This window comes from Aurantimicrobium minutum, from assembly GCF_002355535.1.
Taxonomy (GTDB): domain Bacteria; phylum Actinomycetota; class Actinomycetes; order Actinomycetales; family Microbacteriaceae; genus Aurantimicrobium; species Aurantimicrobium minutum.
The window spans coordinates 641,607-667,126 of sequence record NZ_AP017457.1 but is presented as its reverse complement, the minus strand read 5'-3'; the positions used below and the strand labels follow the sequence as shown (position 1 = coordinate 667,126).

The window sequence follows — 25,520 nt, the reverse complement described above, 5'->3', positions numbered from 1 at the left end:
CTCGCAGGGTGGGAACACTCAAACAAGTACGCCGTCGGTGGACGATACTTGGAGTGTTTGTTGCGTCTGTCTTCATTGTGTGGATCTTTGTGACGTGGCCTCAGCCAAAAGCTGTCGAAGCTGACCCGGTTACGTTTTATCGAGTTACCCCTGTAGCGCAGCCCACTGTGTGGGGTGAAGACCCTGTTGAGTTTTATGTTCACGAGACCATGTCTGAGATGTCTCTTGAGCAGAAAATCAGATCACTACTCATCATCAACCAACCCGGTATTGACGTAACCTCGCTTCAGGGATTTGTTGAGTCTCAACAATTGGGTGGATTCATCCTCATGGGAAGCAATATTCCTGCGACCCCTGAAGAGCTTTCCGGCATCACAGCAGCGATACAAGGTAATCCAGAAATTCCACGTCTCATCGGCATTGATGAAGAAGGAGGGGAAGTAACGCGACTTCCCTATGACACTTATGCGGGCGCTGATGTGCTTCGCAATGAACCCCTTGAGGCAACAGCTCAAGCTTTCACCTCACGAGCTCAACTGTTGAAGTCGGTTGGTATCAATCTCAACTTTGGCGTTGTTGCTGATGTTTCTGGAGACAGTTCATCTTTCATATATGGAAGATCATTTGGCTCTGACGGCCTGAGCGCCGGTGATCGTGTACAAGCTGCAGTGACTGCCGAGAATCCTTATGTACTCAGTACTCTCAAACATTTTCCCGGTCATGGGAGTGCGCCAGGAGACTCTCACATTGGCATTCCATCATCACCGCTTGACTATGAGTCTTGGAAACAGAGCGACGGAATTCCTTTTGCCATGGGGATTGCTGCAGGGAACCCTCTAGTGATGTTTGGGCATTTATCTTTCCCAGCAATCGATTCAGTTCCGTCATCGCTTTCACAACGATGGCATCAGATTTTGCGGGAGGATATGGGGTTCGACGGTGTCATCATCACCGACGATATGACCATGCTGGAAAGCTCGGGCATTCCAGAATATTCAGACCCTGCTGCCAATGCAGTTGAAGCGCTGCGGGCTGGAAACGATCTCTTGTTGTATGTCCCGAGTGTGAATTTTGATGTTGGAACAATTGTTTCTGCTGTAACGAATGCTGTGAATGCGGGAACAGTATCAGCAGAACAGCTTGATGAATCTGTAGCTCGTGTACTTTCTCTCCGCAGAGAGCTTTATCCTGAAGCGAAGACGTGGATACCACCGTGTGATGAGCGATGTCTCATCTGGGTGACCTATTAATTAGTCCGAAACACCGATAATTTCGTCGCGAATACGCCGAAGGTTTTCCATCAGGAAACCAATCAATATCCAGTTAGCTCCTGAAGGCGGAGTGAGTCTAATCGGTTCGGTTAAGGCGGGTAGTTCATTGGTTGCTGGGTGTGATTGGTTGTGTGCCGGAAGACCAGCATCACGAACCAACATGCGCAGATCATGAGCTGAACGCATAAACTCTTCAGCAATCTGGGCAATACCAGGTTCAGCAATGACTGATTCGTCATAGTTGTCGCGAACTGCGCGAGCAACACCAATAGTTCGGGTGACGAGTACGGCTAATTGAGAGAGTAATTGCTGTTCTGCATCAAGTTCTTTCTCGTGTTTTCCTTTGATGACATTAAATCGAAGGCTTTCTTGAGCAGTTTGAATTGTTGCCTGAGCAACGTTGAGTTGATTCCGAAGTTCACGTGCGCGTGTGTTGATGTTGGAGAGCACTTCGTAGCTTGTTGAACGTCGCAGAACACTTCCAATATCTTCGAGGACCTCTGCAATATTTGCACCAAGTTCAGAAACTGCTTTTTGAGATGGTTCTAGGGCAACTGGGGGAACAATAACCGCATTCACAATGAACGCGATTGTTGCACCGATGATGGTTTCAACAATCCGGCCGAGCGCATATTCCGGTGTTGCAGAACCGATAGCGATGACAAGCATGGCGCTAATAGCAATTTGATTCGATGTTCCCGGAGTGAATTTGAATAACCATCCAGCAATGAACGCGGCAATAACCGCGACAAGAACAAGCCAACTGTGAGATCCAAAAATCAGGCTTGCGCCTAAAGCAACTGCGACGCCGAGTACTACCCCGGTGCTTCGTTCAATGGCTTTACCCAAAGATTGATTGATGCTTGGTTGCACAACGATGATGGCCGCAATTGCAGCAAAGATAGGTTGCTCATCGGGATAAACGAGTAACGCGAAAAACCACGCCAGAAGAGTGGCAATAATCGTTTTGGCAAGTTGTAAAAACGGTATGCGTTTCTTCGTTTGGACGTTGGAGACAATACTCACTCTCTCACCGTATGGGTTAAGCCGCTGTCGGCTTCAGTGCCACGCGTAGACACACTGCTAGACATGCACACTCAGGTTTCTGGCAATTCATCCACAGTGAGCGAAAAGCGATCTCTCTTACTAGGCAAATGTATTTATGTTGTGTGGATGAAAATTCTGAAAACGCTGTTTAAGAAAACATTCGGATTAGAGAGAAATGACCAAATCTCGCTCCAACAGCCCACCATGTTCAGACGGAGGATGACTACAGCAGCTGTTTTTATTGCAGGGTTAGCGGTCGTTCTTGTTGCCGTGGGCTGGTCATTTATGGGCTCAGTTACCAGCAGTAACTCAGTACCAGTAGAGCTCAAATCAACTACACAAGGTTTACCCACAATCTCCGCGCAGGACATTGGGGTACTGGTCCATGTAGTCGGTGGAGTAAATCACCCAGGAATTTACCAAATTTCCCCAGGCTCACGAGTTATCGATGCAGTCATGGCCGCTGGAGGAATAGCTCCTGGTGCCAGTGATTGTGGTATAAATCTTGCACGTCAGGTATCTGATGGGGAGCAGATAGTAATAAGTGTTGACACCGCCTGTAGTGCCGAAAAAGGTCAAGTACATGCTGGCGGAGCTTTGCTCTCTCTTAATAACGCAACAGCTGAAGAACTTGATGGACTACCGGGTATCGGTCCCACTTTGGCTCAACGAATCCTTGAGTGGCGCGAGGCCAATGGAAGTTTTGTTGACATAAATCAGATCAATGACGTCCCCGGTATTGGAGACAAATTATTTGAGACTCTGCGCGAGCTTGTCAGCTTGTGAGTTTCACGTCACGAACCATAGATCTTCGTCTGGCTATACCTGTTCTGGCGAGCTGGATTCTGCTCGCCGCGGCGTTACTTCTTGGTCAAGTATTCGGCAACAGTTTCTTGTGGGGAATGATCGGCTGTTGTGTTGGTTTTAGTGCTGTGATTTTTGGACCACGGCTGCACTCGTTGCTGTTCCTGAGCGGATGGATTACCGCGGCCTTTTTCTTGATTTACCTGATTCGTCTTCCAACACATAAAGAGTCACTGCCCTGGGAAACAGTCGCTTCTCAACAACAGGCATCTCCTGACTGGGCGGTCAATCTCAGGCAGAGATTTCTTGAGTTGACCTCCGAGCTTCCGGGTGTAGGTGGTGAATTGTTGCCAGGTTTAGCAATTGGGGATACTTCGCGGTTATCTGAATCACTTGATCACGCCATGAAAACAGTTTCTTTGACCCACATCACTGCTGTTTCGGGTGCAAACTGTGCAATTGTTACGGCCGGTGTCATGATGTTCGCTGCCTTGTGTGGAGCTGGGCGCAAACTTCGATTGATTGCTGGCATGACGGCACTTGTTGCGTTTGTGATTATTGTGACTCCTCAACCGAGCGTGGTTCGAGCTGCGGTGATGGCAACTATTGTGATGATCGCTTTGTTCTTAGGACGCCCCGCAGCCGGCATCCCTCTCCTTTCTGGTGCGGTTGTGGGTTTGCTGATGTGGAATCCTTGGTGGGCGATCGAATTAGGCTTCGTACTTTCTGTGTCTGCCACTGCCGGATTATTGCTTTTTTCACTTCCGCTATCCCACAAACTTGCTCAATGGATGCCCTATTGGTGTGCGCTGGCAATTGCTGCTCCACTTTCCGCACAGTTGCTTTGCCAGCCCTTTATCATCCTGCTTTCGCCACAGATGCCTACTTATGGTGTTCTTGCAAATATGGTTGCAGGTCCAGCAGCGCCATTGGCCACCGTATTTGGGCTGCTCACGTGTCTGATATCCCTGCCAGCACCTTGGCTTGGTCAGCTTGCGATGTGGATCGGCTGGCTGCCTGCACAGTGGATTGGTTCAACTGCGATCACAGTTTCCCAATTCCCTTTTGCGTCCCTCGGATGGGTTTCGGGTGTAGCGGGTGCACTGTTAGCGGCATTTGTCAGTACGTGCGTACTTTTAGCCTTACTCGCTCGGTCGCCGCGCGTGAGGAGGATTTTCGCAACACTGCTAGCTGTGTTCGTTTTGTCCTGGGTACTTATTTTGTTTGTCATCAACTTTCGAAGTATTTCTTCTATCCCTACAGAGTGGAGCATCGCAGTATGTGATGTAGGTCAAGGAGATGCAATTGTCCTTGCCTCAGAAGGGTCTTTCGCTCTCATTGATACCGGGCGAAAACCGGACTCGCTTGAGCAGTGTCTGATGAGATTAGGAATTTCTCGACTTGATCACCTTGTTCTCACACACTTCGACAAAGACCATGTAGGCGGTCTTCAAGCCGTAATCGGAAAAGTCGATAAAGCAATTGTGGGGCAACCCGAAAACATAGAAGATGAATCCCTCTTGTCAGAACTCGCACGCTCAGGGGCACATCTTTCTCGCGGAATCACCGGGTTGTCGGGGAATCTTGGTGCTGCGAAGTGGCAGATCCTGTGGCCAGATGGACTGCATCCAGAAATGACTGTGGGGAACCCAGGATCTGTGACCCTGTTAGTTAGTTTTCCTGAATTTCGAAGCCTGTTTTTAGGAGATTTAGGAAAAGAATCTCAATTGGCACTGATGAAAACAGTTTCACTTCCTCACATCGACGTTGTGAAAGTAGCGCATCATGGATCAGCAGATCAAAGCAGGACTTTGTATCAACGCATCCAGCCTGCAGTGGGCTTGTTTTCTGTAGGGAAAGGCAATGAATATGGTCACCCAAGAAAAGAAATCTTGAATGAACTCAAAAGCCTGAACGCTATTACCCCTCGAACCGATGAGGATGGAATGATTCTTGTCATACCGAATCAAACAGGGCTCTCTGTCTGGACTGAGCATTAAGCTTGCATCATGGCAGCAAAGGCAAAGAATTCCATTCCACAGTTCACGTGGTCAACTGCCGAACCCGCACCTCTCGTTCTCGTCACTGGAGCAGAAAGCTTCCTAGCAGATCGTGCTACGCAGCGAATACGCGAATCACTTCGTGCAGTAGATGCTTCCTTGGAAGTCAGTGATATTGATGCAAGTTCCTACACCCCTGGCCAACTCCTCACTCTCGCAAGTCCTTCTTTGTTCGGGGAGCCACGATTAATTCGAGTAAGTGACGTTGAAAAATGTAACGACGAATTTCTCCTTGAAATGCTTGACTATGTCGCATCTCCTGATCGAGACACGACTGTAGTTCTTCGTCATAACGGGGGAGTACGCGGTAAAAAACTTCTCGATACTCTCCGAGCTGGAACTGGTGGAGCCGTTGAGGTTGTATGTGCTGAGCTCAAGAGCGATAACGACAAATATGACTTTGCTGCCCAAGAATTTCGACACGCAGGTCGAAACATCTCACCAAGTGCACTGCGTTCGCTCGTCCAAGCATTTTCAGGTTCAGGTTCGGAACTTGCTAATGCCTGCCAACAACTTATTGCCGATGCCCAAGGTGAAATAACAGACCGTACCGTCGAAGATTATTACGGTGGACGAGTTGAAGCTACGGCATTCAAAGTCGTTGATAACGCTGTTGCCGGTCGGCTTGGAGAATCTCTTGTCATTCTTCGCCATGCCCTGCAAACCGGCGCTGACCCTGTTCCTATTGTTGCGACGTTTGCGGCAAAACTGCGTTTGATGGCCAAACTTTTCGGTGAGCGCAGAAATGCAGGAGAGCTAGCGGGAGCGCTGGGAGCGGCTCCATGGCAGATAGATCGAGCACGCAAGGATCTTCAAGGATGGACCGAAACCGGGTTAGGCAATGCCATAGAGGTCATCGCAGAAACAGATGCAAATGTTAAGGGGGCTTCGCGCGACCCTATCTATTCACTTGAACGCATGGTTAATGTGGTTGCACGTTACGGGAGACGTTAACTAAATAAGGCCCCCATTGCGGGGGCCTTATTTGATTGCGATGCTTAGAGAGCAGCAACCTGCTTAGCAATTGATGACTTGCGGTTTGCGGCGTTGTTCTTGTGAAGAACACCCTTGCTCACTGCCTTGTCAAGCTTCTTGCTTGCGTTCTTTAGTGCTGCTTCAGCTGCTGCCTTGTCGCCAGCGCTGATAGCGGTCTTGGTTGCACGAACGGCGGTCTTCACTTCAGACTTCACTGCCTTGTTACGCTCGTGAGCCTTCTCGTTGGTGCCAATTCGCTTGATTTGCGACTTAATGTTTGCCACGTTTACCGTGTCTTTCACTCGTTATTCGTACGTTTGGATTGTGTCGCACTAGAGGTAGAGGGCTCACGGCGACGAATCGTGCAGGTGGGACTACACGTAAGCCAATAGACAACACTACCAGTAATAGTTGTCGTTGCTAAAACTGTGCCTGAGTTCGTGGGAGACTAGAGGTTCTATGTCTCCTCGTTCCTCAAAACCATTGCAGCCTGCGTCAACCGACCCAGCGAAGATTCGCAATTTTTGCATCATCGCTCATATTGACCACGGTAAGTCGACTCTTGCCGATCGCATGCTTCAAATTACTGGCATCGTTGATGACCGTTCTATGCGTGCTCAGTACCTGGACCGGATGGATATTGAACGTGAACGTGGCATCACCATCAAAAGTCAGGCAGTACGCATGCCCTGGGATGTTGACGGTCAAACATATGCCCTGAACATGATTGACACCCCAGGTCACGTTGACTTTACCTACGAGGTTTCACGCTCACTTGCTGCGTGTGAAGGAGCGATTCTTCTCGTTGATGCTGCCCAAGGTATTGAGGCTCAGACTCTCGCGAACTTGTATCTGGCAATGGAAAATGACCTAACGATCATTCCTGTGCTTAACAAGATTGATTTGCCAGCTGCAGACCCAGAAAAATATGCCAAAGAGCTTGCCGATTTGATCGGTGGCAAGCCAGAAGATGTCCTTCGCGTATCCGGTAAAACCGGTATGGGTGTTCCTGAATTGTTAGATCTTGTGGTAGAGAAGATTCCTGCTCCAGTCGGCCAGGCGGAAGCACCTGCTCGAGCAATGATTTTTGACTCGGTGTACGACGCATATCGAGGAGTTATTACCTACGTGCGCGTCATTGACGGCATGTTGAAGCCTCGTCAGCGTATCCAAATGATGAGTACCAAAGCTTCGCATGAGCTGATTGAGATTGGTGTTAGTTCACCAGAGCCTATTCCCTCAGAAGGATTGGGGGTTGGTGAAGTGGGATATCTCATCACTGGTGTGAAAGATGTCCGTCAGTCCAAAGTTGGTGACACTGTTACAGACTTCGTCAAACCAGCTACGGAGCCTCTCCCGGGATATACCGACCCCAAAGCAATGGTGTTCTCAGGTCTGTACCCCATTGATGGCTCGGACTATCCCGTCCTTCGTGAAGCTCTCGACAAGCTCAAACTCTCCGATGCTTCCTTGAATTATGAACCAGAAACCTCTGTTGCCCTCGGGTTTGGTTTTCGATGTGGTTTCTTAGGTCTGTTGCATCTAGAAATCATTACCGAACGTCTCGAACGCGAATTTGGCCTTGATCTCATTGCCACAGCTCCTTCTGTTCCCTACGAGGTCACAACCGAAGATAAAAAGACTGTCACCGTGACAAACCCCAGTGAATACCCTTCGGGAAAGATCATTAAAGTATCTGAACCCTTAGTTCGCGCTGGAATTCTGACTCCCAAGGACTACGTCGGAACAATCATGGAATTGTGTCAAAGCCGTCGTGGAAATCTTCTAGGCATGGAGTACTTCGGTGAAGATCGTGTAGAAATGAAATACGAAATCCCTCTAGGCGAAATCGTCTTTGATTTCTTTGATCACCTCAAGAGCAGAACCCAGGGTTATGCCTCGTTGGACTACGAGGAAGCCGGTGAACAAGATTCGGATCTGGTGAAAGTAGACATTCTGTTGCAAGGTGAACAGGTCGATGCCTTCAGCGCGATTGTCCACAAAGATAAGGCTTATGCCTATGGACTGATGATGACGGAGCGTTTGAAGAAACTCATTCCGCGGCAACAGTTTGAGGTGCCGATTCAGGCTGCTATTGGGGCACGTATCATTGCGCGAGAAACCATTTCTGCTATCCGCAAGGACGTCCTTGCCAAATGCTACGGCGGTGACATTACTCGTAAGCGCAAACTCCTCGAAAAGCAAAAAGAGGGTAAAAAGCGCATGAAAATGGTTGGCCGTGTCGAGGTTCCACAAGAAGCATTCATTGCAGCGTTACAAGGTGATGATGAGGTGAAAAAGAAATGACCGAATCAGCTCGTAGAAGCAATTATTCTGCCGATCGCTCTGTCAGTTATGGCAGCGTAGGAGCAACCCAAGCAGCGGATGTTTTGGTTTTCCCTCCGCAAGGCTTCTCCTCCTCGCAATCAGAGTTTCGCCTCGGTAGCGGTCAAGAACGTTTTGACGCTGCTTCTGCCGCGCTGATGACGTGGGGTGTGCCACGGGGTTCACGTCTCGAGGTCTTGAAGATAGACCAAGCAGATTCTGAAGGTTATGCAGGCTTGTTATTCAATGAGTTTGGTGCCCCGATTGCACCAACTTCTGACGTGTTAGATCAGCTCTATTCCTCAGATGGCACCCCGTTTCTTTCTGCGGGAACCACGATTGAACTCGCGGGTGTGTGGGCCCCGTCAAAGATTTCTTCCTCCTATCGCGTGATTTATGTCGTCCGCGAAGATCGTCGTATGGGTTATGCACTCGGAACTCTTGATTTTGAGCCCGTCATTGGCGAGGAATACTTTGGTGTGGAATGGCGCGAAGATGATTCAGTGTGGGCTGTAGTTCGCTCTGTCACCTCAATTGCTGAAGGTAGAAAATACGCCTGGAGTGCTCCGCTCATTCGTGCGCGACAGTGGTGGCTCCGTCGTCATTACGTGCGGGCTTTGCTTCCTGCCCGTTCGGTGTAAACAATGGCTAGCCAATTGCCAGATGGTCTGGCAATGCCGCTCAATGGGGCATTGCCAAGCACTGTAGGTGTTGGCGCCTTGGGCAAAACGATGAGCGCCTATGTGCACATTCCCTTTTGCCGGGTTCGTTGTGGCTATTGCGATTTCAACACATACACAGCCACTGAGCTCAGAGGCGTTTCACGAGCCTCATATGTTGAGGAACTCAAAAAAGAAATTGCTCTGTCGATAGATGTTCTTCAACGAGCAGATGTCTCACTGAGACAGTTACACACAGTTTTTTTCGGCGGTGGTACACCGACGTTACTTCCTGTTTCTGACCTTGCAGATGCGTTACAAGCTCTTCGTGACAGCCATGGAATTGAACCAGAAGCTGAAATCACGGTTGAAGCCAATCCGGATACCCTCACTGCAGAATATGTCGATGGATTAGTCAGAGCTGGTTTCACACGTGTGAGTGTGGGAATGCAGTCTGCAGTTCCTCACGTACTTTCAGCACTTGATAGGACACACAATCCAGCAGCCGTCGATCAAGCGGTTTCAACTATTCAATCTGCCGGGCTAGAAGCCAGTATCGATTTAATCTACGGAGCTCCGGGAGAGAGCCTGGCAGATTGGCGGAGGTCTCTAGAACAAGCTATCTCTGTGAACACAGGGCATATTTCTGCGTATGCCCTCATCGTCGAAGACGGAACAGCTTTGGCGCGCAAAATTAGTTCCGGTGCAATGGATGCTCCAGATGATGATTTACAAGCAGAAATGTATGAACTAGCTGACGAACTATTGAGCAAAGCTGGATTTCAGTGGTACGAAATTAGCAACTGGGCGAAGTCGCAACAGCAACAGTCGCAACACAACCTTGCCTATTGGAATAATCAAGACTGGTGGGGCTATGGACCTGGTGCGCACTCAGCTATCGGAGGCACACGTTTCTGGAATGTCAAACACCCAGCTGCCTATGCCGGACGTCTTGCCGAAGCTCACAGCCCAGCCTTGTCCTATGAAACTCCCGACCAGCAAGCAGTCACATTGGAACAAGTGTTATTGGGGTCACGATTAGCGGCAGGTATTCCTACTCAAGGACACGATCCTCAAGCCATTTCTACTCTGATTGCTCGGGGTCTCATTGACGGTAAGCGAGCTATAGAGGGCCGAATTGTATTAACACTTTCTGGCCGCCTTCGTGCTGATGAAGTTGTTCGAGAATTACTCTTTCGTTCTCAGGATTGACAGCGGAAAATCAGATATCATTAGCACTCAGGAGCATTGAGTGCTAGTGGTGTAAAGGAGGATTCGATGGTTTCACAACGTGGGCTTGAAGTTCTTCGCGTCATCGTTCAGGATTACGTTTCTTCACGTGAGCCCGTCGGTTCAAAAGCTATTGTTGACCGTCATCAATTTGGAGTATCTGCAGCGACAATACGTAACGATATGGCTTTGTTGGAAGAAGAAGAGCTCATCGTTGCCCCTCACACATCTAGCGGTCGAGTTCCCACAGACAAGGGATATCGCCTTTTCGTTGACCACCTTGCCGAAGTCAAACACATCACGCCCACGCAAAAGCAAGCCATCGATCAATTTCTCGATGATTCAGCAGATTTTGATGAACTCCTTGGTCGAACAGTTCGGTTGCTTTCTCAATTGACTAACCAGGTCGCTATCGTCCAATACCCGACATTGGGTTCTACCCGAATTCGTCACATCGAGCTCGTTTCACTGGGTAATCGTCGTGCTTTGTGCGTTGTGATTAGCGACAACGGCCAGGTCGAACAGAAATTGATAGACCTCGAAGTTGAGCTCAGTGAACAAGACCTTGCCCAGTTATGTTCTGGAATTAATGCTCAAGTAGCAGGGAAGCTTCACAGCGAGCTTTCTGAATCAATAACTTCGCTCACGTCCCAGGTGCCGAAAGCCCTGATTCCAGCAGTCACACACATAGCCTCCGCTCTGAGTGACAGCATTCAAGCTAATCGGCAAAACAAGTTAGTGATGGCGGGCACAGCAAACTTGGTGCGAACGGGCGAAGATTTCTCCGACAGTATCTACCCAGTTCTCGATGCCATTGAAGAACAAGTAGTCCTATTGAAACTATTGACCGAAATGAAGGCGGATGCTGACGAGGTGGCAGTAAGTATCGGCCGTGAACACAGTAATTCAGGCTTAGAGCAAGCAAGCTTGCTTTCCACTGGCTACAGCTCGGCTGGTGAAAAGGCCACGCTAGGGTTGGTCGGACCAACCCGAATGGACTATTCCTCCAACATCGCATCAATTCGTGCTGTTGCCCGATATCTCACTCGTGTGCTCGATGCACGCTAAACCCTCATTCAAAGGAGATGGCCTTCGTGGCTGATCATTACGACGTTTTAGGTATCTCACGTGATGCCAGTGCTGAAGATATCAAGAAGGCCTATCGCAGACTTGCACGTGAGCTTCACCCTGATGTGAATCCAGACGAGGCTGCACAAGAAAAATTCAAACTCGTCACCCACGCCTATGAAGTTCTCAGTGACCCCGTGCAACGCCAACAATATGATTTGGGTCCACAAGCCGGCTTTGGCGGAAATTTCGGCGGGCAAGGTTTTAGTGACTTTGGAGACATCTTCAACACCTTCTTCGGTGGAGGCCAGCAACGCGGTCCCCGCTCACGAATGGAACGTGGTCAGGATGCTCTACTGCGCGTAGAGGTAGACCTCGCCGATGTGATTTTTGGCGTTCACAAAGATATTGAAATTGATACAGCAGTGGTGTGCGAAACCTGTTCGGGAAACTGCTGTCAACCAGGGACTTCACCTGTAACCTGTGACATCTGTGGCGGATCAGGCACAATTCAACGTGCAGTTCGCTCCCTACTGGGAAACGTCATGACTTCCAACCCTTGTGGAAGCTGCAGAGGTTATGGAACCACCATTCCCGCACCCTGCACAACATGCCAAGGGCAAGGCCGTGTAAGAGCATCAAAAACTATTCCCCTGGACATTCCTGCAGGTGTTGATACAGGTGTTCGACTTCACATGGCTCAAGCAGGAGAAGCTGGTCAAGCAGGCGGCGTCCCCGGCGACCTCTATTTTGAAATAAAAGTCAATCACCACGATGTGTTCAGTCGTGACAATGATGACTTGCTGTGCACTCTAGAAGTTCAAATGACAGATGCCATCCTAGGAACCACAGTTACGGTTCCTGGGCTTGATGGTGAGGTCACGCTAGAGATTAAACCTGGAACACAAGGCTCCGAAGTTCTGACAGTAAAAGATCGAGGCATAACCCGCCTACGCGGAAATGGTCGCGGTGATCTCAAAGTGGGAATCCACGTAATTACTCCCACCAAGTTGAGCTCTAAAGAAAAAGAACTCATTTCAACATTCGCCAAGGGTCGAAAGCAATCCGCTCCAGCACTGACACATTTCCAACAGGGTATGTTCTCAAAGTTGCGCGATCGATTCTTCAACGCATAAATCAATGGCACACTTTTACATTCTGGAAAGCCTGGAATCCGCTTCTGTCGGATCCGAAGTAGTTTTAGATGGCTCGGAGGGGAAACATGCTGCCACTGTCTCCCGGGTGCGACCAGGAGAGAAGCTCACTGTAGGCAATGGACGCGGTCTCGTTCTTACAGTCGAAGCTGAAACAGTATCCAAAGACTGCGTTCAACTTCGTGTACTTCACGTTGAACACAAGGAACGCCTTCAACCAGAAATTATTCTTGTCCAAGCGCTAGCCAAAACAGACCGTGATGAACGAGCTATCGAAGCCGCAACAGAGCTGGGTGTTGACACCGTCATCCCGTGGTCTGCCTCACGGAGCATCTCCAAATGGGACGGGCCCAAGATTGAAAAAGGCATTGCCAGGTGGTCAGCAATTGTTCGTGAAGCTAGCAAACAATCCATTCGTGCATTCATTCCACAGGTTCACCCTCCAGTAACCAGTAACGAACTTGCCCAGGTGTTGTCAGGTGCTGACATCGTCGTATTAGATCCGACAGGAGATGTTCCACTGAGTTATTTCAATCCCACATCGCATCAAATAGCGATCATTGTTGGGCCAGAGGGCGGCATCACAGAGACTGAATTGGATACGTTCCGTAATGCAGGTGCCACAATCGTCACGATGGGAAACAATATTCTTCGAACGTCGACCGCAGGACCTGCTGCACTGGCCATCATGAATGCCAAACTAGGGCGCTGTTAAGCTAGAGCTATGTCCGAACAGACTCCTTCGATTTTCACAAAAATCATTAATCGCGAAATACCAGCAGAAATTCTCTTCGAGAATGATCGCCTCATTGCAATCAGAGACATTGCTCCACAAGCTCCTATGCACTTACTCGTGATTCCTAAGTCTGAAAACTTCCAGAACGTCACAGAATTGGCTGCGGGAGATCCTCAGCTTTTGGCTGAAATAGTCTCCACCGCTCACAACTTGGCAACCTTGCACTCCAACGGTGAGTATCGCCTAGTCTTCAACACTGGTGAGAGCGCAGGTCAGACAGTTTTTCACGTACATGCACATGTACTCTCCGGCGGTCTTCAGGAGCACACACTTGCCTGAATTTGCTGCGCCGCATTCAGACGTCATCACTGTTGATGGTGTTGAAATGGTTCGATTGCTGGGGCCTCAAGACCGATTACTCACCACTGTTGAGAAACAGTACCCGCTTGTTAACGTTCACGTTCGAGGTAATGAGATTCGTTTCAGCCCCAAAATCGCTAGTGACGAAGCTTACAAAGAACTACTCGCGGCTCAGGATCTCGTGCGCGAGCTACTGACCATGGTTCGACAAGGACATGATCTTGCCCCGACAGATGTTGCAAGCGGGAAACACATACAGGATGTACACCCGCACACATCGCCATCGGCCGTTTTGGGTGAAGATATTCTCTCCACGCGGGGAAAAACTCTCCGCCCCAAAACTGTTGGTCAGCAGGAATATGTCCGCGCCATCGAAGATCACACCATTACTTTCGGCATTGGCCCAGCCGGAACGGGAAAAACATATCTGGCTATGGCAAAAGCTGTTCAAGCTTTGCAACGCAAAGAAGTCGAACGAATTATTTTGACCCGCCCTGCCGTTGAAGCGGGGGAGCGCTTGGGATTTTTGCCAGGAACTCTCACAGACAAGATAGACCCGTATCTGCGCCCACTTTTCGACGCGCTCAACGAAATGCTCGACCCTGAGCTAGTACCCAAGCTGATGGCCGTAGGCACTATTGAAGTCGCACCACTGGCCTATATGCGAGGTCGTACACTCAACAATTCCTTCATTATTTTGGATGAGGCTCAAAACACCACTCCAGAACAGATGAAAATGTTCCTGACTCGACTGGGTTTTGACTCCAAGATGGTCATCACCGGTGACATCACTCAGGTGGACTTACCAAGTTCTGCAAGCGGATTGAGACTAGTCACGGGAATCCTTCAAGACATCGACGATATCCATTTTGCTCGTCTGACAAGCGCAGATGTTGTTCGTCATTCTCTTGTCGGACGTATCGTTGACGCCTACAGCGAATATGACGAAAAGTCTTTAGCTGCTCGTCATAAGCGCGAACAAGCCCAGGAGGCTCGTCAATGAGTATCGAAGTCAACAATGAATCTAGCTTCGCCATTGATGAAGCAGCACTCCAAAGATTAGCTACGTATTGCCTGGACGCTATGCGCGTTCATCCCGATGCAGATCTTGCCCTCGTCCTTGTTGACGAGGGAGCGATGGAGCAACTTCACGTTCAGTGGATGGGTGAACCAGGCCCTACAGATGTATTGAGCTTCCCCATGGATGAGTTACGTCCAGGTAATGACGATGTCGTGACGCCACCAGGTGTTCTCGGTGATGTTGTGCTGTGCCCTCAAGTTGCAGAGGTTCAAGCAGAGGGTGCCGGTCATTCCACAATGGATGAGCTGCTCTATCTCACCGCACATGGAATATTGCATCTTCTCGGGTTTGACCATGCTGAACCTGATGAAGAAAAAGAAATGTTTGCCCTCCAACGGGACCTCATTATTGGGTTCACCATGGCAGAGAAACAACGAGAGACTTCGTGACAATTTTCCTCACCATTCTCGGCATGATTGCGCTGATTGGCTTCGGCGGGTTGATGGCTGCCAGCGAATCTGCAATGGGTGTGATGTCGTCAGAAGATTTTCGTCAAGCCGCTCAAGGACGTCGTGCGCAACGATCTCTTGTCGCAATTTCACGTGATGTAGGACCTCACCGGACAGTCACAACATTTGTGAGAATTCTTGCCGAAACAGCTGCCGCCGTTATCGTCACACTGGCTCTAGTGTCGTTAGGTCTGCCGTATTGGGCAGCTCTGCTGTTAGCTATTTTGGTGATGTCTATCGCCAGCTTTGTTTTGGCCGGTTCAAGTCCACGGTCTGTGGGTCGAGTGCATCCTGAAAAAGTATTGAGTGTTTCTGCGCCACTCATTCATTTCTTTCGCGTCATTCTGGGGCCTTTGGCGAACTTTCTTGTCACCATGGGAGATAAAGTCACTCCAGGTCGTCCAGGCACAACATCCTTTGCCTCTGAAGAACAGCTTCTGAGTATGGTTGACGAAGCCGTGAAGCATGATGTGTTGGAGAGCGACGAACGGGAGCTCATTCATTCCATCTTCGAATGGGGAGAGACCATTGCGCGAGAGGTCATGATTCCTCGAACAGATATGGTCACAATCGACTCACATGCATCACTGAGTGATGCTGCAAAGTTGTTCCATGAATCCGGTTACTCTCGAGTGCCAATCATTGGTGAAGAAATCGATGACATTGTCGGCGTGCTCAATCTTCGTGATGTTTCTCGTCGAATGTTCGAACACCCTGAAAACTTTGCAGAAGGCAAACTTATTGATTTGGCACGACCTGCAATGTTTGTGCCTGAATCAAAGAAGGTGGATGACACACTCAAACAGATGCAAACCGAATCTATTCACATGGCATTAGTCGTGGACGAACACGGAGGCATTGCAGGCCTGGTGACTCTCGAGGATCTTATTGAGGAACTCGTTGGCGATATTTCTGATGAGCATGATCGAGGCGCCCCAGATGTTGAGCAGATTCATGAGAACACTTACCGCGTGGCCACACGTCTACCACTGGATGAATTAGGCGAACTCTTTGGGCTTGAACTCGATGATGAAGATGTTGACTCTGTTGGTGGATTGCTGGCAAAAGAGCTTGGCAGACTCCCTGTTGTAGGAGATAGCGTTACCGTGAGCGGATTGATCATTACCGCTGATGTGAGTGGCTCACACAGAAAGCGTGTAACCCGAGTAGTTGTAGAACGCGATCAAGATCTCATTGATGCCCTCAATGCATTTTCAGAACAGGATGAATAATGGCGAGACCACCCAAAGCATCAAAGCGTGAAGAAAGCTCAGGTGAATTTCGATCTGGTTTCGTCTCCCTGGTTGGACGCCCTAACGTGGGCAAATCCACATTGACAAACGCCCTTGTCGGTGAAAAGGTCGCCATTACCTCCTCCAAGCCACAAACTACCCGTCACACAATCAGAGGAATTACGAACCGTCCAACCGGTCAACTGATTCTGGTAGACACCCCAGGAATTCACCGTCCTAGAACACTACTGGGTGAACGCTTGAATGCCCTCGTTCAGGCAACACTCGGGGATGTTGATGTGATTGGAATGTGTTTTCCGGCTGATGAACCCATCGGCCCAGGTGATCGTTTTATCAACGAACAATTGGACAAGTATCCCCGGGCCATCAAAATAGCTGTCATCACTAAGACAGATGTTGCTTCCAAAGCGCAAACAGCCGAAAGGCTCATGCAAGTTCAAGAACTGCGAGACTGGGCAACAATAATTCCAGTTTCAGCTGTTGGCAACGATCAGGTTGATCTTCTTGCAGATGAGCTCATTCAACTCCTGCCACTGGGGCAGCCACTTTATCCTGATGAAACCAACACAGATGAGGGGATTGAAAAGCGTATTTCTGAACTCATTCGAGAGACCATTCTTGAAGGAGTTCATGAAGAACTCCCGCATTCCCTTGCTGTAACTATCGACGACATGATCGAACGGGAGGATAAGGATCTTCTCGAAATTTACGCCAATGTTTTCGTCGAGCGCGACAGTCAAAAAGGAATCATCATCGGTTCTGGCGGAGAGCGACTCAAAGACATCGGTCAACGCTCCAGAGCAGCGATCGAGCCCGTAGTCGGTAAGAAAGTATTTTTATCTCTGCGAGTAAAGGTTGCCAAAGATTGGCAGCGAGACCCCAAACTACTTCAGCGATTGGGCTTCTAAAGCGCAAGTGCTAGCCTAGAAATATGTCCACTGGTCTGCTTCTTCTTAGTTGCCGCGACGAGTCCATTTATTAGGCCTCACTCGTCGCGGAGATGCCCGTTGGCTGAACACCATTCGCGAGGAGAAGACAGATGAAGAATAACCAGACTGCTAGCACTATGCCAGTGCACAAATACCGCCCGTATCACGAGAGCTTGGGAATAGATCTTCCAGATCGAACGTGGCCATCGAAGCGCATCGAAAAAGCACCAATCTGGTGTGCAGTTGACTTACGAGACGGAAACCAAGCACTCATCGACCCCATGAGTCCTGAGCGCAAGCGCATCATGTTCGACCTCTTAGTCAAAATGGGTTACAAAGAGATCGAAGTAGGTTTCCCTTCTGCGAGCCAGACCGACTTTGATTTCGTGCGATCTCTGATTGAAGAAAAAGCTATTCCAGACGATGTCACTATTCAGGTGCTTACTCAAGCGCGTGATCACCTCATTGAACGCACCTACGAATCCATCGCGGGCGCCAAGCAGGCCATCGTTCACTTCTATAACTCGACCAGTATTTTGCAGCGTGATGTTGTCTTTCGTGAAGACCGTCAAGGAATCATGGACATTGCACTTCATGGCGCGCGTTTCTGTCGTGAAATGGAGAAGAAGATTCCGCAGACGAAGGTCTTTTACGAATACTCTCCTGAAAGCTTCACTGGTACAGAGCTGGAATACGCCGTTGAGGTGTGCAACGCAGTTCTCGAAGTCCTTGAGCCAACACCCGAGCGCAAGGTCATCATCAACCTTCCTGCCACCGTCGAAATGGCGTCGCCCAATGTATATGCAGACTCAATTGAGTGGATGGGTCGCCACCTTGCCCATCGCGAGAACGTCATTATCTCATTGCACCCTCACAATGACCGAGGAACAGCGGTAGCTGCAGCTGAATTGGGGTATATGGCAGGTGCAGACCGCATCGAGGGATGCCTGTTCGGTAATGGTGAGCGCACAGGGAACGTTGACCTTGTTGCTTTGGGTATCAATATGTTTACTCAAGGAATCGACCCTCAAATCGATTTCAGTAACCTCGATGAAATTAAGCGAACTGCTGAGTACTGCAACCAACTCAAAGTTCACGAACGCAGCCCCTGGGCTGGTGACCTTGTCTACACTGCTTTCTCTGGCTCACATCAAGATGCCATCAAAAAAGGCTTTGAGCGTATGGCAGCAGATGCAGAAGCTCAAGGCACACATGTTGACAACCTTGTGTGGGCTGTCCCTTACCTTCCGGTGGACCCCAAAGACCTCGGACGCAGCTACGAAGCTGTCATCCGTGTTAACTCACAGTCGGGCAAGGGTGGCGTGGCCTACCTTCTCAAGAAAGATCACAACCTCGAACTTCCTCGACGCCTTCAGATTGAATTCTCTGGTGTAGTTCAACACAAAACCGATGCTGAAGGTGGCGAAGTCTCCAGTGATGATTTGTGGGCAATTTTCCAAGATGAATACTTGCCAGCTAAGGACGCGGTCAACAAGTGGGGTCGGTTTGAACTCACGGGTAGCCGAACCGAAAGCGATTTCAATGGCACGCTGAAGCTCTCGGTTGACTTACGAGATGGCGAGAGTGTCACACGCAAAGATGCCATCGGAAACGGTCCTATTGATGCCTTCCTAAAGCTCATGCACGAAGAGGGAATCAACGTAGAGCTCTTTGATTATGTGGAACACACGCTTTCCGCCGGTGGTGACGCCATGGCTGCTGCCTATGTTGAGCTCAATGTCAATGGCACACGACTATGGGGTGTTGGTATCGACTCTGATATCTCAACTGCGTCGCTAAAAGCAGTCGTCTCTGCAATCAACCGAGCAGTTCGCTAGCGAGAGGCCTGATCAAGAAGAGCATCCTCGATGTCCTCTTCTGTAGGTTGTGCTGCGCGTTTTTGCTGACGTTTAAGTTCGCGAGCTTTACCCTCGTCAGTCTCAGCATTTCGTATACGAAGTTCGTTGCGTATTGCCCACGCCAAAGCAATAAATGCCAGTAGACCAAACATGATCCATTGGTAGGCATAACTCAGATGAGCGCCTTCATCCAGTGAAGGCTTTTTGGCTGCCAGTGGTGGATTCTCAATTGGTGGAGGCGTCTCTGAGTCCAGTACACCGTATGCACCGGTGTATGTAGGGTATCCGATCCTTTCTGCGATGAGGGGTAATTCAATTGTTGCTAGTTGGTTTCCAGCTGCTTCGCGGCCTGGAATGGCCGGTTCACCTGCTTTCAGCCGGGCAATAACAGTGACCTCACCGGACGGTGGTGCAGGCAAGGTGTAGTTTTCTGTGCCGTCAGGCAAAACTGGTAGCCATCCACGATTGATAACAAAGACATTGCCCTGCTCTGTCAGCAGGGGAGTCAGAACTTCAACACCAGCTTGTTGTTCACGCGGACGACTTCGAACAATAAATTGGTCTTCAGATAAATATGTGCCAGTTACGGTAACTGGAATCCACTTATCGTCAGGTTCGAATGTATCCAGGGTTGGTAGAGCTTCACTGAGGGTTATTGGGGACGCCTCGTAGTTCGATAAGACCCTGCTAATTTCTTGCTGAGCTTCTTCACGCCGGTTGAACTGCCATGTTGATAGGGCTATGCAGGTACCTGCGAATATGGCTGTCAACAAAAGGTATGTCAACCACCTTTTGGTGAGGGCAACTGCATACCAAGGAACACGTTCTGGTGCTTCTGAAGGGGTGGGAACTGTGTTCAAGACTGCTTTTCTTGATAGAGCACGATGGTGCTAGGGCGCTCAACAATAGAGGTTTTAGGCGCCATCTTGACGTTTGCAGCAATCATGGCGAAATAGGGAAGCACAATTGCTCCTGCTGCAAAGACGACAAGCCACCAGCCTGAAACAAAGAGCATTCCAATGATGCAAACCATGCGAATACTCATAGCGATGGTGTACTTGACCATCCGAATTCGCCGCTCGTCAGCGGGGGATGGTGGAAGGGTTGTTGCGGACTGAAGTTTCTTCTTCATTGCCAGCACTACTCCAAGGTTGATGTGGTGCTACTAGCCTACGACTAAGCTGGCATTCGATGCATCCAATAGGAGGAAATGTGACCGTTCGTACAGTGCTCATTACTGGTGGAAACAGAGGCATTGGATATGCCCTTGCGGAGGAATTCATCGCCCAGGGTCATCGTGTAGCTGTCACAGCACGTTCTGGTGAAGGTCCTGCCGGTTCGCTTACTGTTCGAGCAGATGTTACTGATGGGTCTTCACTTGATTCTGCATATGCAGAAGTTGAAGAGAAACTTGGCCCAGTAGAAGTTCTCGTTGCCAATGCTGGCATTACTAAAGACACCCTTGTGATGCGAATGACGGACGAAGAGTTTGATTCCGTCGTTGATACCAATCTCGGAGGAACCTTCAAAGTAGTCAAGCGTGCGATCAAGGGCATGTTAAAGGCACGTTTCGGTCGCATCATTTTGATTTCATCTGTTGTGGGACTTTATGGCTCGGCCGGCCAGGTTAACTACTCCTCTTCCAAGAGCGCACTGGTGGGTATGGCACGTTCGCTTACTCGTGAATTAGGCGCACGTGGAATTACCGCGAACGTTGTTGCACCTGGCTTCATTGAGACGGATATGACAGCAGCACTACCCGAGGAACAGCAAGAACAATATAAAAAGAACATTCCCGCTGGACGCTTTGCTCAACCCTCTGAGGTAGCCAAAGTGTGTGCCTGGCTTGCTTCTGATGACTCAGGTTATATCTCTGGAGCTGTGATTCCTGTTGATGGTGGATTAGGTATGGGGCACTAAAGCCCAATTAGCCCCAAGGCTTTGCTGAGGTCTCGTTCGTTCAAGGACACATCAGCACTTTCTTGAACTATTGGCTTTGCGCAGAAAGCTATTCCCAGACCAGCTGCTTCCATCATTTTGAGGTCGTTTGCCCCATCTCCGATGGCTACAGTGTGCGATAGGGGAGTTGAGGTTTCTTCAGCCCATTGGCGCAGAGCATCCGCTTTAGCATCTGCGTCAATGATGTGTCCTAGGACGTTGCCGGTCAGAACTCCATCTATAACTTCTAAACGATTTGCTTTCCACTTATCTAAGCCAAGTTGCTGTGCGAGCGGATCGAGGAGTTCGTGAAAACCACCACTTACCACTCCTACTGTGCCGCCGAGTTCCTGTATTCGTTTAATGAGTATCTCTGCACCTGCGGTGACTGTAATTCGTGATCGGACAGTATCAAAGACCGAGGAGGGTAATCCTGCAAGAGTGGCAACTCTCTCTCGCAAACTCTCAGCAAAATCAAGCTCGCCACGCATTGCACGCTCCGTTACAGCAGCGACGAGCTCTAGTGAACCTGCTTCCTCAGCTAACAGTTCAATAGCTTCGTTTTCTATCAACGTTGAGTCAACGTCGAGAACTACGAGGTACCGAGTTGAGTCCGTAGCGGTGAAATCGATACGGCCTTCAATCATGGTGTTACTCGTACTCCCTTGCCCACGACGGTGATTCCAGATTCAGTAACTGTGAACCCTCGTGCTTTATCGCGTTCGTGATCAACACCGATTTTTGCACCGGGTTCAACAACGACTTCCTTATCAAGAATAGCTCGGCGAATTTCAACGTCCTGACCAACATTGACATGATCAAAAACGATGGAGTCGTGGATACTCGCACCTGAATCAACCTGACACCAAGGACCCAGAACACTGCGTTCAATGTGAGCACCAGATAACAAAGACCCCAATGAGACGACAGAATCAATTGTTGCTCCGACGCGTCCTCGTGCATCACGAACAAACTTGGCTGGGGGAGAGTTGACCTGCATAGAGTAAATCGGCCACTCAGTGTTGTATAGGTTGAAGACGGGCAGGGTGGAGATCAAATCCATGTGTGCGTCAAAGAAACTTTCGATGCTTCCCACATCGCGCCAGTAATACTTGTCGCGATCAGTCGACCCTGGAACATCATTACGTTGGAAGTCGTAGACTCCGGCCTGATCTTCACTCACGAAATAGGGAATGATGTCTCCACCCATATCGTGGTTTGAATCTGATAATTCACCATCTCGTTCAACGGCTTCAATAAGGGCATCTGCGTCAAACACGTAGTTACCCATGGATACAAGAACTTCACCAGGATTGTCTGGCAGCCCCACTGCATCGGTTGGCTTTTCACGGAATCTGGAAATCTTTGTCACGTCCTTGTCATCGACTTCGATGACACCGAACTGATCAGCTAGACGAATCGGTTGGCGAATAGCGGCAACAGTGGCTTTGCGTCCTGATTCAATGTGGGCTTGAATCATCTGATCAAAATCCATGCGGTAAACGTGATCGGCGCCAACAACAACGACAATGTCAGGTTTTTCGTCACGGATGAGGTTCAAACTTTGCAAGATGGCATCTGCGCTACCCGAAAACCATCTCTTTCCTAAGCGTTGTTGTGCTGGAACGGAGGCAACGTAAGAGCCAAGAAGACCAGACATTCTCCACGTTTGGGAGACGTGACGGTCCAGTGAATGTGATTTGTATTGCGTAAGGACCACAATTTGGCGAAGCCCTGAATTAATCAGATTCGAAATCGCAAAATCAACGAGACGGTATTGCCCACCAAAAGGGACTGCGGGCTTTGCCCTGTCCTCGGTCAGGGGCATTAGTCTTTTGCCCTCGCCGCCAGCGAGAACAATTCCAAAAACCTTCTTGGCCATTTCTCAACAGTAGGGCAACAAGGTAACGGTTTAGCAACATAAATTTTTCAACGTTACGTTCGATAACTATTTGAAGGTGAGATAACGTCATTGTCATGCGCGTTGATTTGCTTACCAAGGAATATCCGCCTGAGATTTATGGCGGTGCCGGTGTTCACGTTGCTGAATTGGTAAAGGCTTTGCGCGCAAGTGATGAGATTCACGTTCGCTGCTTTGGTTCGGTTCGTGATGAAGCTGATGTGACAAGCTACCTGGTTCCTCAAGAACTTCATTCGGCTAATGCGGCATTGCAGACCATTGGCGTGAATCTCCTGATGGCAAATGACACCGTGGGTGCAGATATCGTTCATTCGCACACCTGGTATGCAAATGAAGCTGGACGGCTTTCTCAACAATTGCATGGAATTCCTCACGTCATCACCGCCCACAGTCTGGAGCCTTTGAGGCCGTGGAAAGCAGAACAGCTCGGCGGTGGATACAAAGTTTCCAGCTCCATAGAACGCAGCGCATATGAGAGTGCAAATGCGGTAATTGCTGTTTCCGGCGGCATGCGTTTGGATATATTGCGAAGTTACCCCGATATCGATCCCAACAAAGTGCACGTCATTCACAACGGAATTGATGTTCAGGCATGGGCTCCAACATCTAATCCTGAACTCTTGGAGAGGTGGGGGATTGATTCGTCCCGCCCTTCCATTGTTTTTGTTGGAAGAATTACTCGCCAAAAGGGTTTGCCCTATTTACTAGAGGCAGCTCAAGCTCTTCCGGAGGATGTTCAGTTGATTTTGTGTGCAGGAGCACCAGACACTGAGGAAATCAAGCAAGAAGTAGAACTCAGGGTTTCTCTACTGCAGAAGGAACGTTCTGGAGTTATCTGGATTCCTGATCATCTGCCCCGACACGAGCTTGCAGCCATTTTGACCTCAGCCACTGCTTTCGTATGTCCCTCCATTTATGAACCTCTCGGAATCGTCAATTTAGAAGCCATGGCCTGTGGAATACCGGTGGTGGGAACAGCTACTGGAGGAATTCCGGAAGTTATTGCAGACGGAGAAACGGGTTGGTTAGTTCCTATTGAACAACTTCAAGATGGCACTGGTACCCCTCTAAATCCGGAAAAATATGTCTCTGATTTAGCCCGGGCAATGATTAATGCTGTCTCGGATATTGACCGGGCTCGTCGTATGGGTGTTGCTGCTCGCGAACGAGCACGCACACACTTCGACTGGGCGGCAATAGCAGAGCAAACACGGTCTATTTACAACTTAGTTCGCGCATAACTAGTCGTTAGCATTGAGACATGGTCCAGGTTCTTAAGTTTTCGCACGCGTCTCTTGTCCGCGACGGACATTCCGTTGTTTCTGACCTTAATTGGGATGTGACAAGTGACCAACGCTGGATCATTCTTGGCGCTAACGGTGCTGGGAAAACGTCACTTTTGGATATGGCTGCTGGATGGGACATCCCAACCAGCGGACAGGTGACCGTTCTCGATGAAGATCTTGCCACGGCAGACCCCGAATGGTTGCGTCCTCGAGTGGGCTACGCCTCCTCAAGCATGGCCAAGCGAATCCCTCCAACAGAAACTGTTTCGGACGCTGTTATCACCGCGGCATATGCCGCTGCGGAACGTCGTGGTGAACAGTTCGAAGACATTGATATCCGGCGTGCCCGACGCGTTCTTGCTGAGTGGCGTCTCGAAGGTTTCAGCGATCGCACTCTTGTTTCACTTTCTGAAGGTGAAGCAAAGAGAATGCAAATTGCACGCTCGATCATGACCGACCCGGAATTGCTTTTACTCGATGAGCCGACTGCTGGACTAGATATGGGCTCGCGTGAAGAAATTTTGCAGATGTTGGGGTACTTTGCTGGAAACCCCTCAGCTCCCGCAATCATCATGGTGACCCACCATGTTGAAGAGATTCCACGTGGGTTTACCCATGTTCTTCTGATGAAGGATGGAACCGCAGCTCACGCAGGACCAATTGATTCCACACTGACGGAAGCGAACCTTTCAGACGTGTTTGGAGTCAAAATTTCTCTATTCACCAATGATGGTCGATACTCGGCGCAGGCAACCCTCTAGTTTCTGATAACATAGTGAGTCAGCCCGCTGAAAAGCGCTGGCACAAAGCTTCTTGTTCGTCGTCTGATGAACAACGTCAATTAAAGGAAATATCGATGAAGTCTGACATCCACCCCGAGTACGCACCAGTCGTCTTTCACGACCTGGCTTCGGGCGAGTCGTTCCTGACACGTTCTACCGCTACCAGCTCAAAGACTGTTAAGTGGACCGATGGTAACGAATACCCCGTCATCGACGTTGAAATCTCCAGTGCATCCCACCCGTTCTACACAGGTAAGCAGCGCATCATGGACTCTGCAGGACGTGTGGAGAAGTTCAACAAGCGCTTTGCTGGTTTCGGTCAGTAATTCACAA

At 49.5% G+C, this 25,520-nt stretch carries 26 protein-coding genes; 20 read left to right on the top strand and 6 right to left on the bottom strand.

The annotated features are described in order from the left end of the window. The first annotated feature begins 8 nt into the window (after positions 1-8). Complete coding sequence (locus tag AUMI_RS03265) at positions 9-1,250, top strand: glycoside hydrolase family 3 N-terminal domain-containing protein (RefSeq protein WP_148664046.1); 1,242 nt, start codon at positions 9-11, stop codon at positions 1,248-1,250. Here the strand turns inward: AUMI_RS03265 and AUMI_RS03260 are convergent, their stop codons facing one another. Then, positions 1,251-2,297: an FUSC family protein gene (locus AUMI_RS03260; RefSeq protein WP_096381271.1), complete on the bottom strand. Its 1,047-nt coding sequence runs from the start codon at positions 2,295-2,297 to the stop codon at positions 1,251-1,253. A 240-nt stretch (positions 2,298-2,537) separates the two neighbouring features. Between AUMI_RS03260 and AUMI_RS03255 the strand changes: the two genes are divergently transcribed. The 3 genes from AUMI_RS03255 to holA are packed head-to-tail and all read left to right on the top strand — an operon-like array spanning position 2,538 to position 6,136. Beyond that, on the top strand, positions 2,538-3,104 hold the full coding sequence (locus AUMI_RS03255) for a ComEA family DNA-binding protein (protein WP_172418243.1): 567 nt from the start codon (positions 2,538-2,540) through the stop codon (positions 3,102-3,104). Beyond that, positions 3,101-5,122 carry a ComEC/Rec2 family competence protein gene (locus tag AUMI_RS03250; RefSeq protein WP_096381267.1) on the top strand — a complete coding sequence of 674 codons (2,022 nt, stop codon included), beginning with the start codon at positions 3,101-3,103 and terminating at the stop codon, positions 5,120-5,122. The genes AUMI_RS03255 and AUMI_RS03250 overlap by 4 nt, the downstream gene beginning before the upstream one ends. A gap of 9 nt (positions 5,123-5,131) precedes the next feature. Further along, positions 5,132-6,136, top strand: coding sequence for a DNA polymerase III subunit delta (holA, locus tag AUMI_RS03245; RefSeq protein ID WP_096381265.1), 1,005 nt, complete (start codon positions 5,132-5,134; stop codon positions 6,134-6,136). 44 nt (positions 6,137-6,180) lie between these two features. On the opposite strand, the gene rpsT is transcribed toward holA, so the two are convergent. Continuing rightward, complete coding sequence (rpsT, locus tag AUMI_RS03240) at positions 6,181-6,441, bottom strand: 30S ribosomal protein S20 (protein ID WP_096381263.1); 261 nt, start codon at positions 6,439-6,441, stop codon at positions 6,181-6,183. A 175-nt stretch (positions 6,442-6,616) separates the two neighbouring features. Here rpsT and lepA point away from each other — a divergent pair, with 175 nt between their 5' ends. The 12 genes from lepA to leuA all read left to right on the top strand — a co-directional run bounded on the left by lepA (position 6,617) and on the right by leuA (position 19,239). Beyond that, positions 6,617-8,464, top strand: a complete 1,848-nt coding sequence (lepA, locus tag AUMI_RS03235; protein WP_096381260.1) for a translation elongation factor 4 — start codon at positions 6,617-6,619, stop codon at positions 8,462-8,464. Beyond that, entirely contained in the window at positions 8,461-9,123 is a 663-nt protein-coding gene (locus AUMI_RS03230) for a DUF1990 domain-containing protein (RefSeq protein WP_096381258.1), read from the top strand. The genes lepA and AUMI_RS03230 overlap by 4 nt, the downstream gene beginning before the upstream one ends. A 3-nt stretch (positions 9,124-9,126) precedes the next feature. Continuing rightward, the gene (gene hemW, locus AUMI_RS03225; protein WP_096381256.1) at positions 9,127-10,353 is read left to right on the top strand and encodes a radical SAM family heme chaperone HemW; all 1,227 of its coding nucleotides are present in this window, start codon (positions 9,127-9,129) and stop codon (positions 10,351-10,353) included. Positions 10,354-10,419: 66 nt separating this feature from the next. Then, positions 10,420-11,439 carry a heat-inducible transcriptional repressor HrcA gene (gene hrcA, locus AUMI_RS03220; protein ID WP_096381254.1) on the top strand — a complete coding sequence of 340 codons (1,020 nt, stop codon included), beginning with the start codon at positions 10,420-10,422 and terminating at the stop codon, positions 11,437-11,439. A gap of 26 nt (positions 11,440-11,465) precedes the next feature. Then, entirely contained in the window at positions 11,466-12,575 is a 1,110-nt protein-coding gene (gene dnaJ, locus AUMI_RS03215; RefSeq protein ID WP_096381252.1) for a molecular chaperone DnaJ, read from the top strand. A gap of 4 nt (positions 12,576-12,579) precedes the next feature. After that, entirely contained in the window at positions 12,580-13,308 is a 729-nt protein-coding gene (locus tag AUMI_RS03210) for a 16S rRNA (uracil(1498)-N(3))-methyltransferase (RefSeq protein WP_096381250.1), read from the top strand. A 9-nt stretch (positions 13,309-13,317) separates the two neighbouring features. Continuing rightward, the gene (locus AUMI_RS03205) at positions 13,318-13,668 is read left to right on the top strand and encodes a histidine triad nucleotide-binding protein (RefSeq protein ID WP_096381248.1); all 351 of its coding nucleotides are present in this window, start codon (positions 13,318-13,320) and stop codon (positions 13,666-13,668) included. 46 nt (positions 13,669-13,714) lie between these two features. Next, a complete protein-coding gene (locus AUMI_RS03200; RefSeq protein WP_231951865.1) occupies positions 13,715-14,692 on the top strand; it encodes a PhoH family protein in 978 nt (325 codons plus the stop codon). Then, positions 14,689-15,159, top strand: coding sequence for an rRNA maturation RNase YbeY (gene ybeY, locus AUMI_RS03195; protein WP_096381244.1), 471 nt, complete (start codon positions 14,689-14,691; stop codon positions 15,157-15,159). Before AUMI_RS03200 ends, ybeY begins: the two co-directional genes overlap by 4 nt. After that, on the top strand, positions 15,156-16,451 hold the full coding sequence (locus AUMI_RS03190; RefSeq protein WP_197702073.1) for a hemolysin family protein: 1,296 nt from the start codon (positions 15,156-15,158) through the stop codon (positions 16,449-16,451). Before ybeY ends, AUMI_RS03190 begins: the two co-directional genes overlap by 4 nt. Then, a complete protein-coding gene (gene era, locus AUMI_RS03185) occupies positions 16,451-17,380 on the top strand; it encodes a GTPase Era (RefSeq protein WP_096381241.1) in 930 nt (309 codons plus the stop codon). Before AUMI_RS03190 ends, era begins: the two co-directional genes overlap by 1 nt. A gap of 131 nt (positions 17,381-17,511) precedes the next feature. Beyond that, the gene (gene leuA / locus AUMI_RS03180) at positions 17,512-19,239 is read left to right on the top strand and encodes a 2-isopropylmalate synthase (RefSeq protein WP_096381238.1); all 1,728 of its coding nucleotides are present in this window, start codon (positions 17,512-17,514) and stop codon (positions 19,237-19,239) included. Here the strand turns inward: leuA and AUMI_RS03175 are convergent. Next, positions 19,236-20,120: an SURF1 family cytochrome oxidase biogenesis protein gene (locus AUMI_RS03175; protein WP_096381236.1), complete on the bottom strand. Its 885-nt coding sequence runs from the start codon at positions 20,118-20,120 to the stop codon at positions 19,236-19,238. The genes leuA and AUMI_RS03175 overlap by 4 nt on opposite strands. Continuing rightward, the gene (locus tag AUMI_RS03170; protein WP_096381233.1) at positions 20,117-20,392 is read right to left on the bottom strand and encodes a DUF3099 domain-containing protein; all 276 of its coding nucleotides are present in this window, start codon (positions 20,390-20,392) and stop codon (positions 20,117-20,119) included. Before AUMI_RS03170 ends, AUMI_RS03175 begins: the two co-directional genes overlap by 4 nt. A gap of 80 nt (positions 20,393-20,472) precedes the next feature. Between AUMI_RS03170 and fabG the strand changes: the two genes are divergently transcribed. Next, entirely contained in the window at positions 20,473-21,180 is a 708-nt protein-coding gene (gene fabG / locus AUMI_RS03165; RefSeq protein ID WP_231951818.1) for a 3-oxoacyl-ACP reductase FabG, read from the top strand. On the opposite strand, the gene serB is transcribed toward fabG, so the two are convergent. Then, a complete protein-coding gene (gene serB / locus AUMI_RS03160) occupies positions 21,177-21,845 on the bottom strand; it encodes a phosphoserine phosphatase SerB (RefSeq protein WP_096381228.1) in 669 nt (222 codons plus the stop codon). The two genes, fabG and serB, sit on opposite strands and share 4 nt — an antisense overlap. Further along, the gene (gene glgC / locus AUMI_RS03155; protein WP_096381226.1) at positions 21,842-23,080 is read right to left on the bottom strand and encodes a glucose-1-phosphate adenylyltransferase; all 1,239 of its coding nucleotides are present in this window, start codon (positions 23,078-23,080) and stop codon (positions 21,842-21,844) included. The genes serB and glgC overlap by 4 nt, the downstream gene beginning before the upstream one ends. Before the next feature lie 95 nt (positions 23,081-23,175). Between glgC and glgA the strand changes: the two genes are divergently transcribed. From glgA to AUMI_RS03140, 3 genes are all read left to right on the top strand, one after another. Then, entirely contained in the window at positions 23,176-24,360 is a 1,185-nt protein-coding gene (glgA, locus tag AUMI_RS03150) for a glycogen synthase (RefSeq protein ID WP_096381224.1), read from the top strand. Positions 24,361-24,380: 20 nt separating this feature from the next. Continuing rightward, positions 24,381-25,166, top strand: coding sequence for an ABC transporter ATP-binding protein (locus tag AUMI_RS03145; protein WP_096381222.1), 786 nt, complete (start codon positions 24,381-24,383; stop codon positions 25,164-25,166). A 95-nt stretch (positions 25,167-25,261) separates the two neighbouring features. Continuing rightward, positions 25,262-25,513, top strand: coding sequence for a type B 50S ribosomal protein L31 (locus tag AUMI_RS03140; RefSeq protein ID WP_096381219.1), 252 nt, complete (start codon positions 25,262-25,264; stop codon positions 25,511-25,513). Positions 25,514-25,520 lie beyond the last annotated feature (7 nt).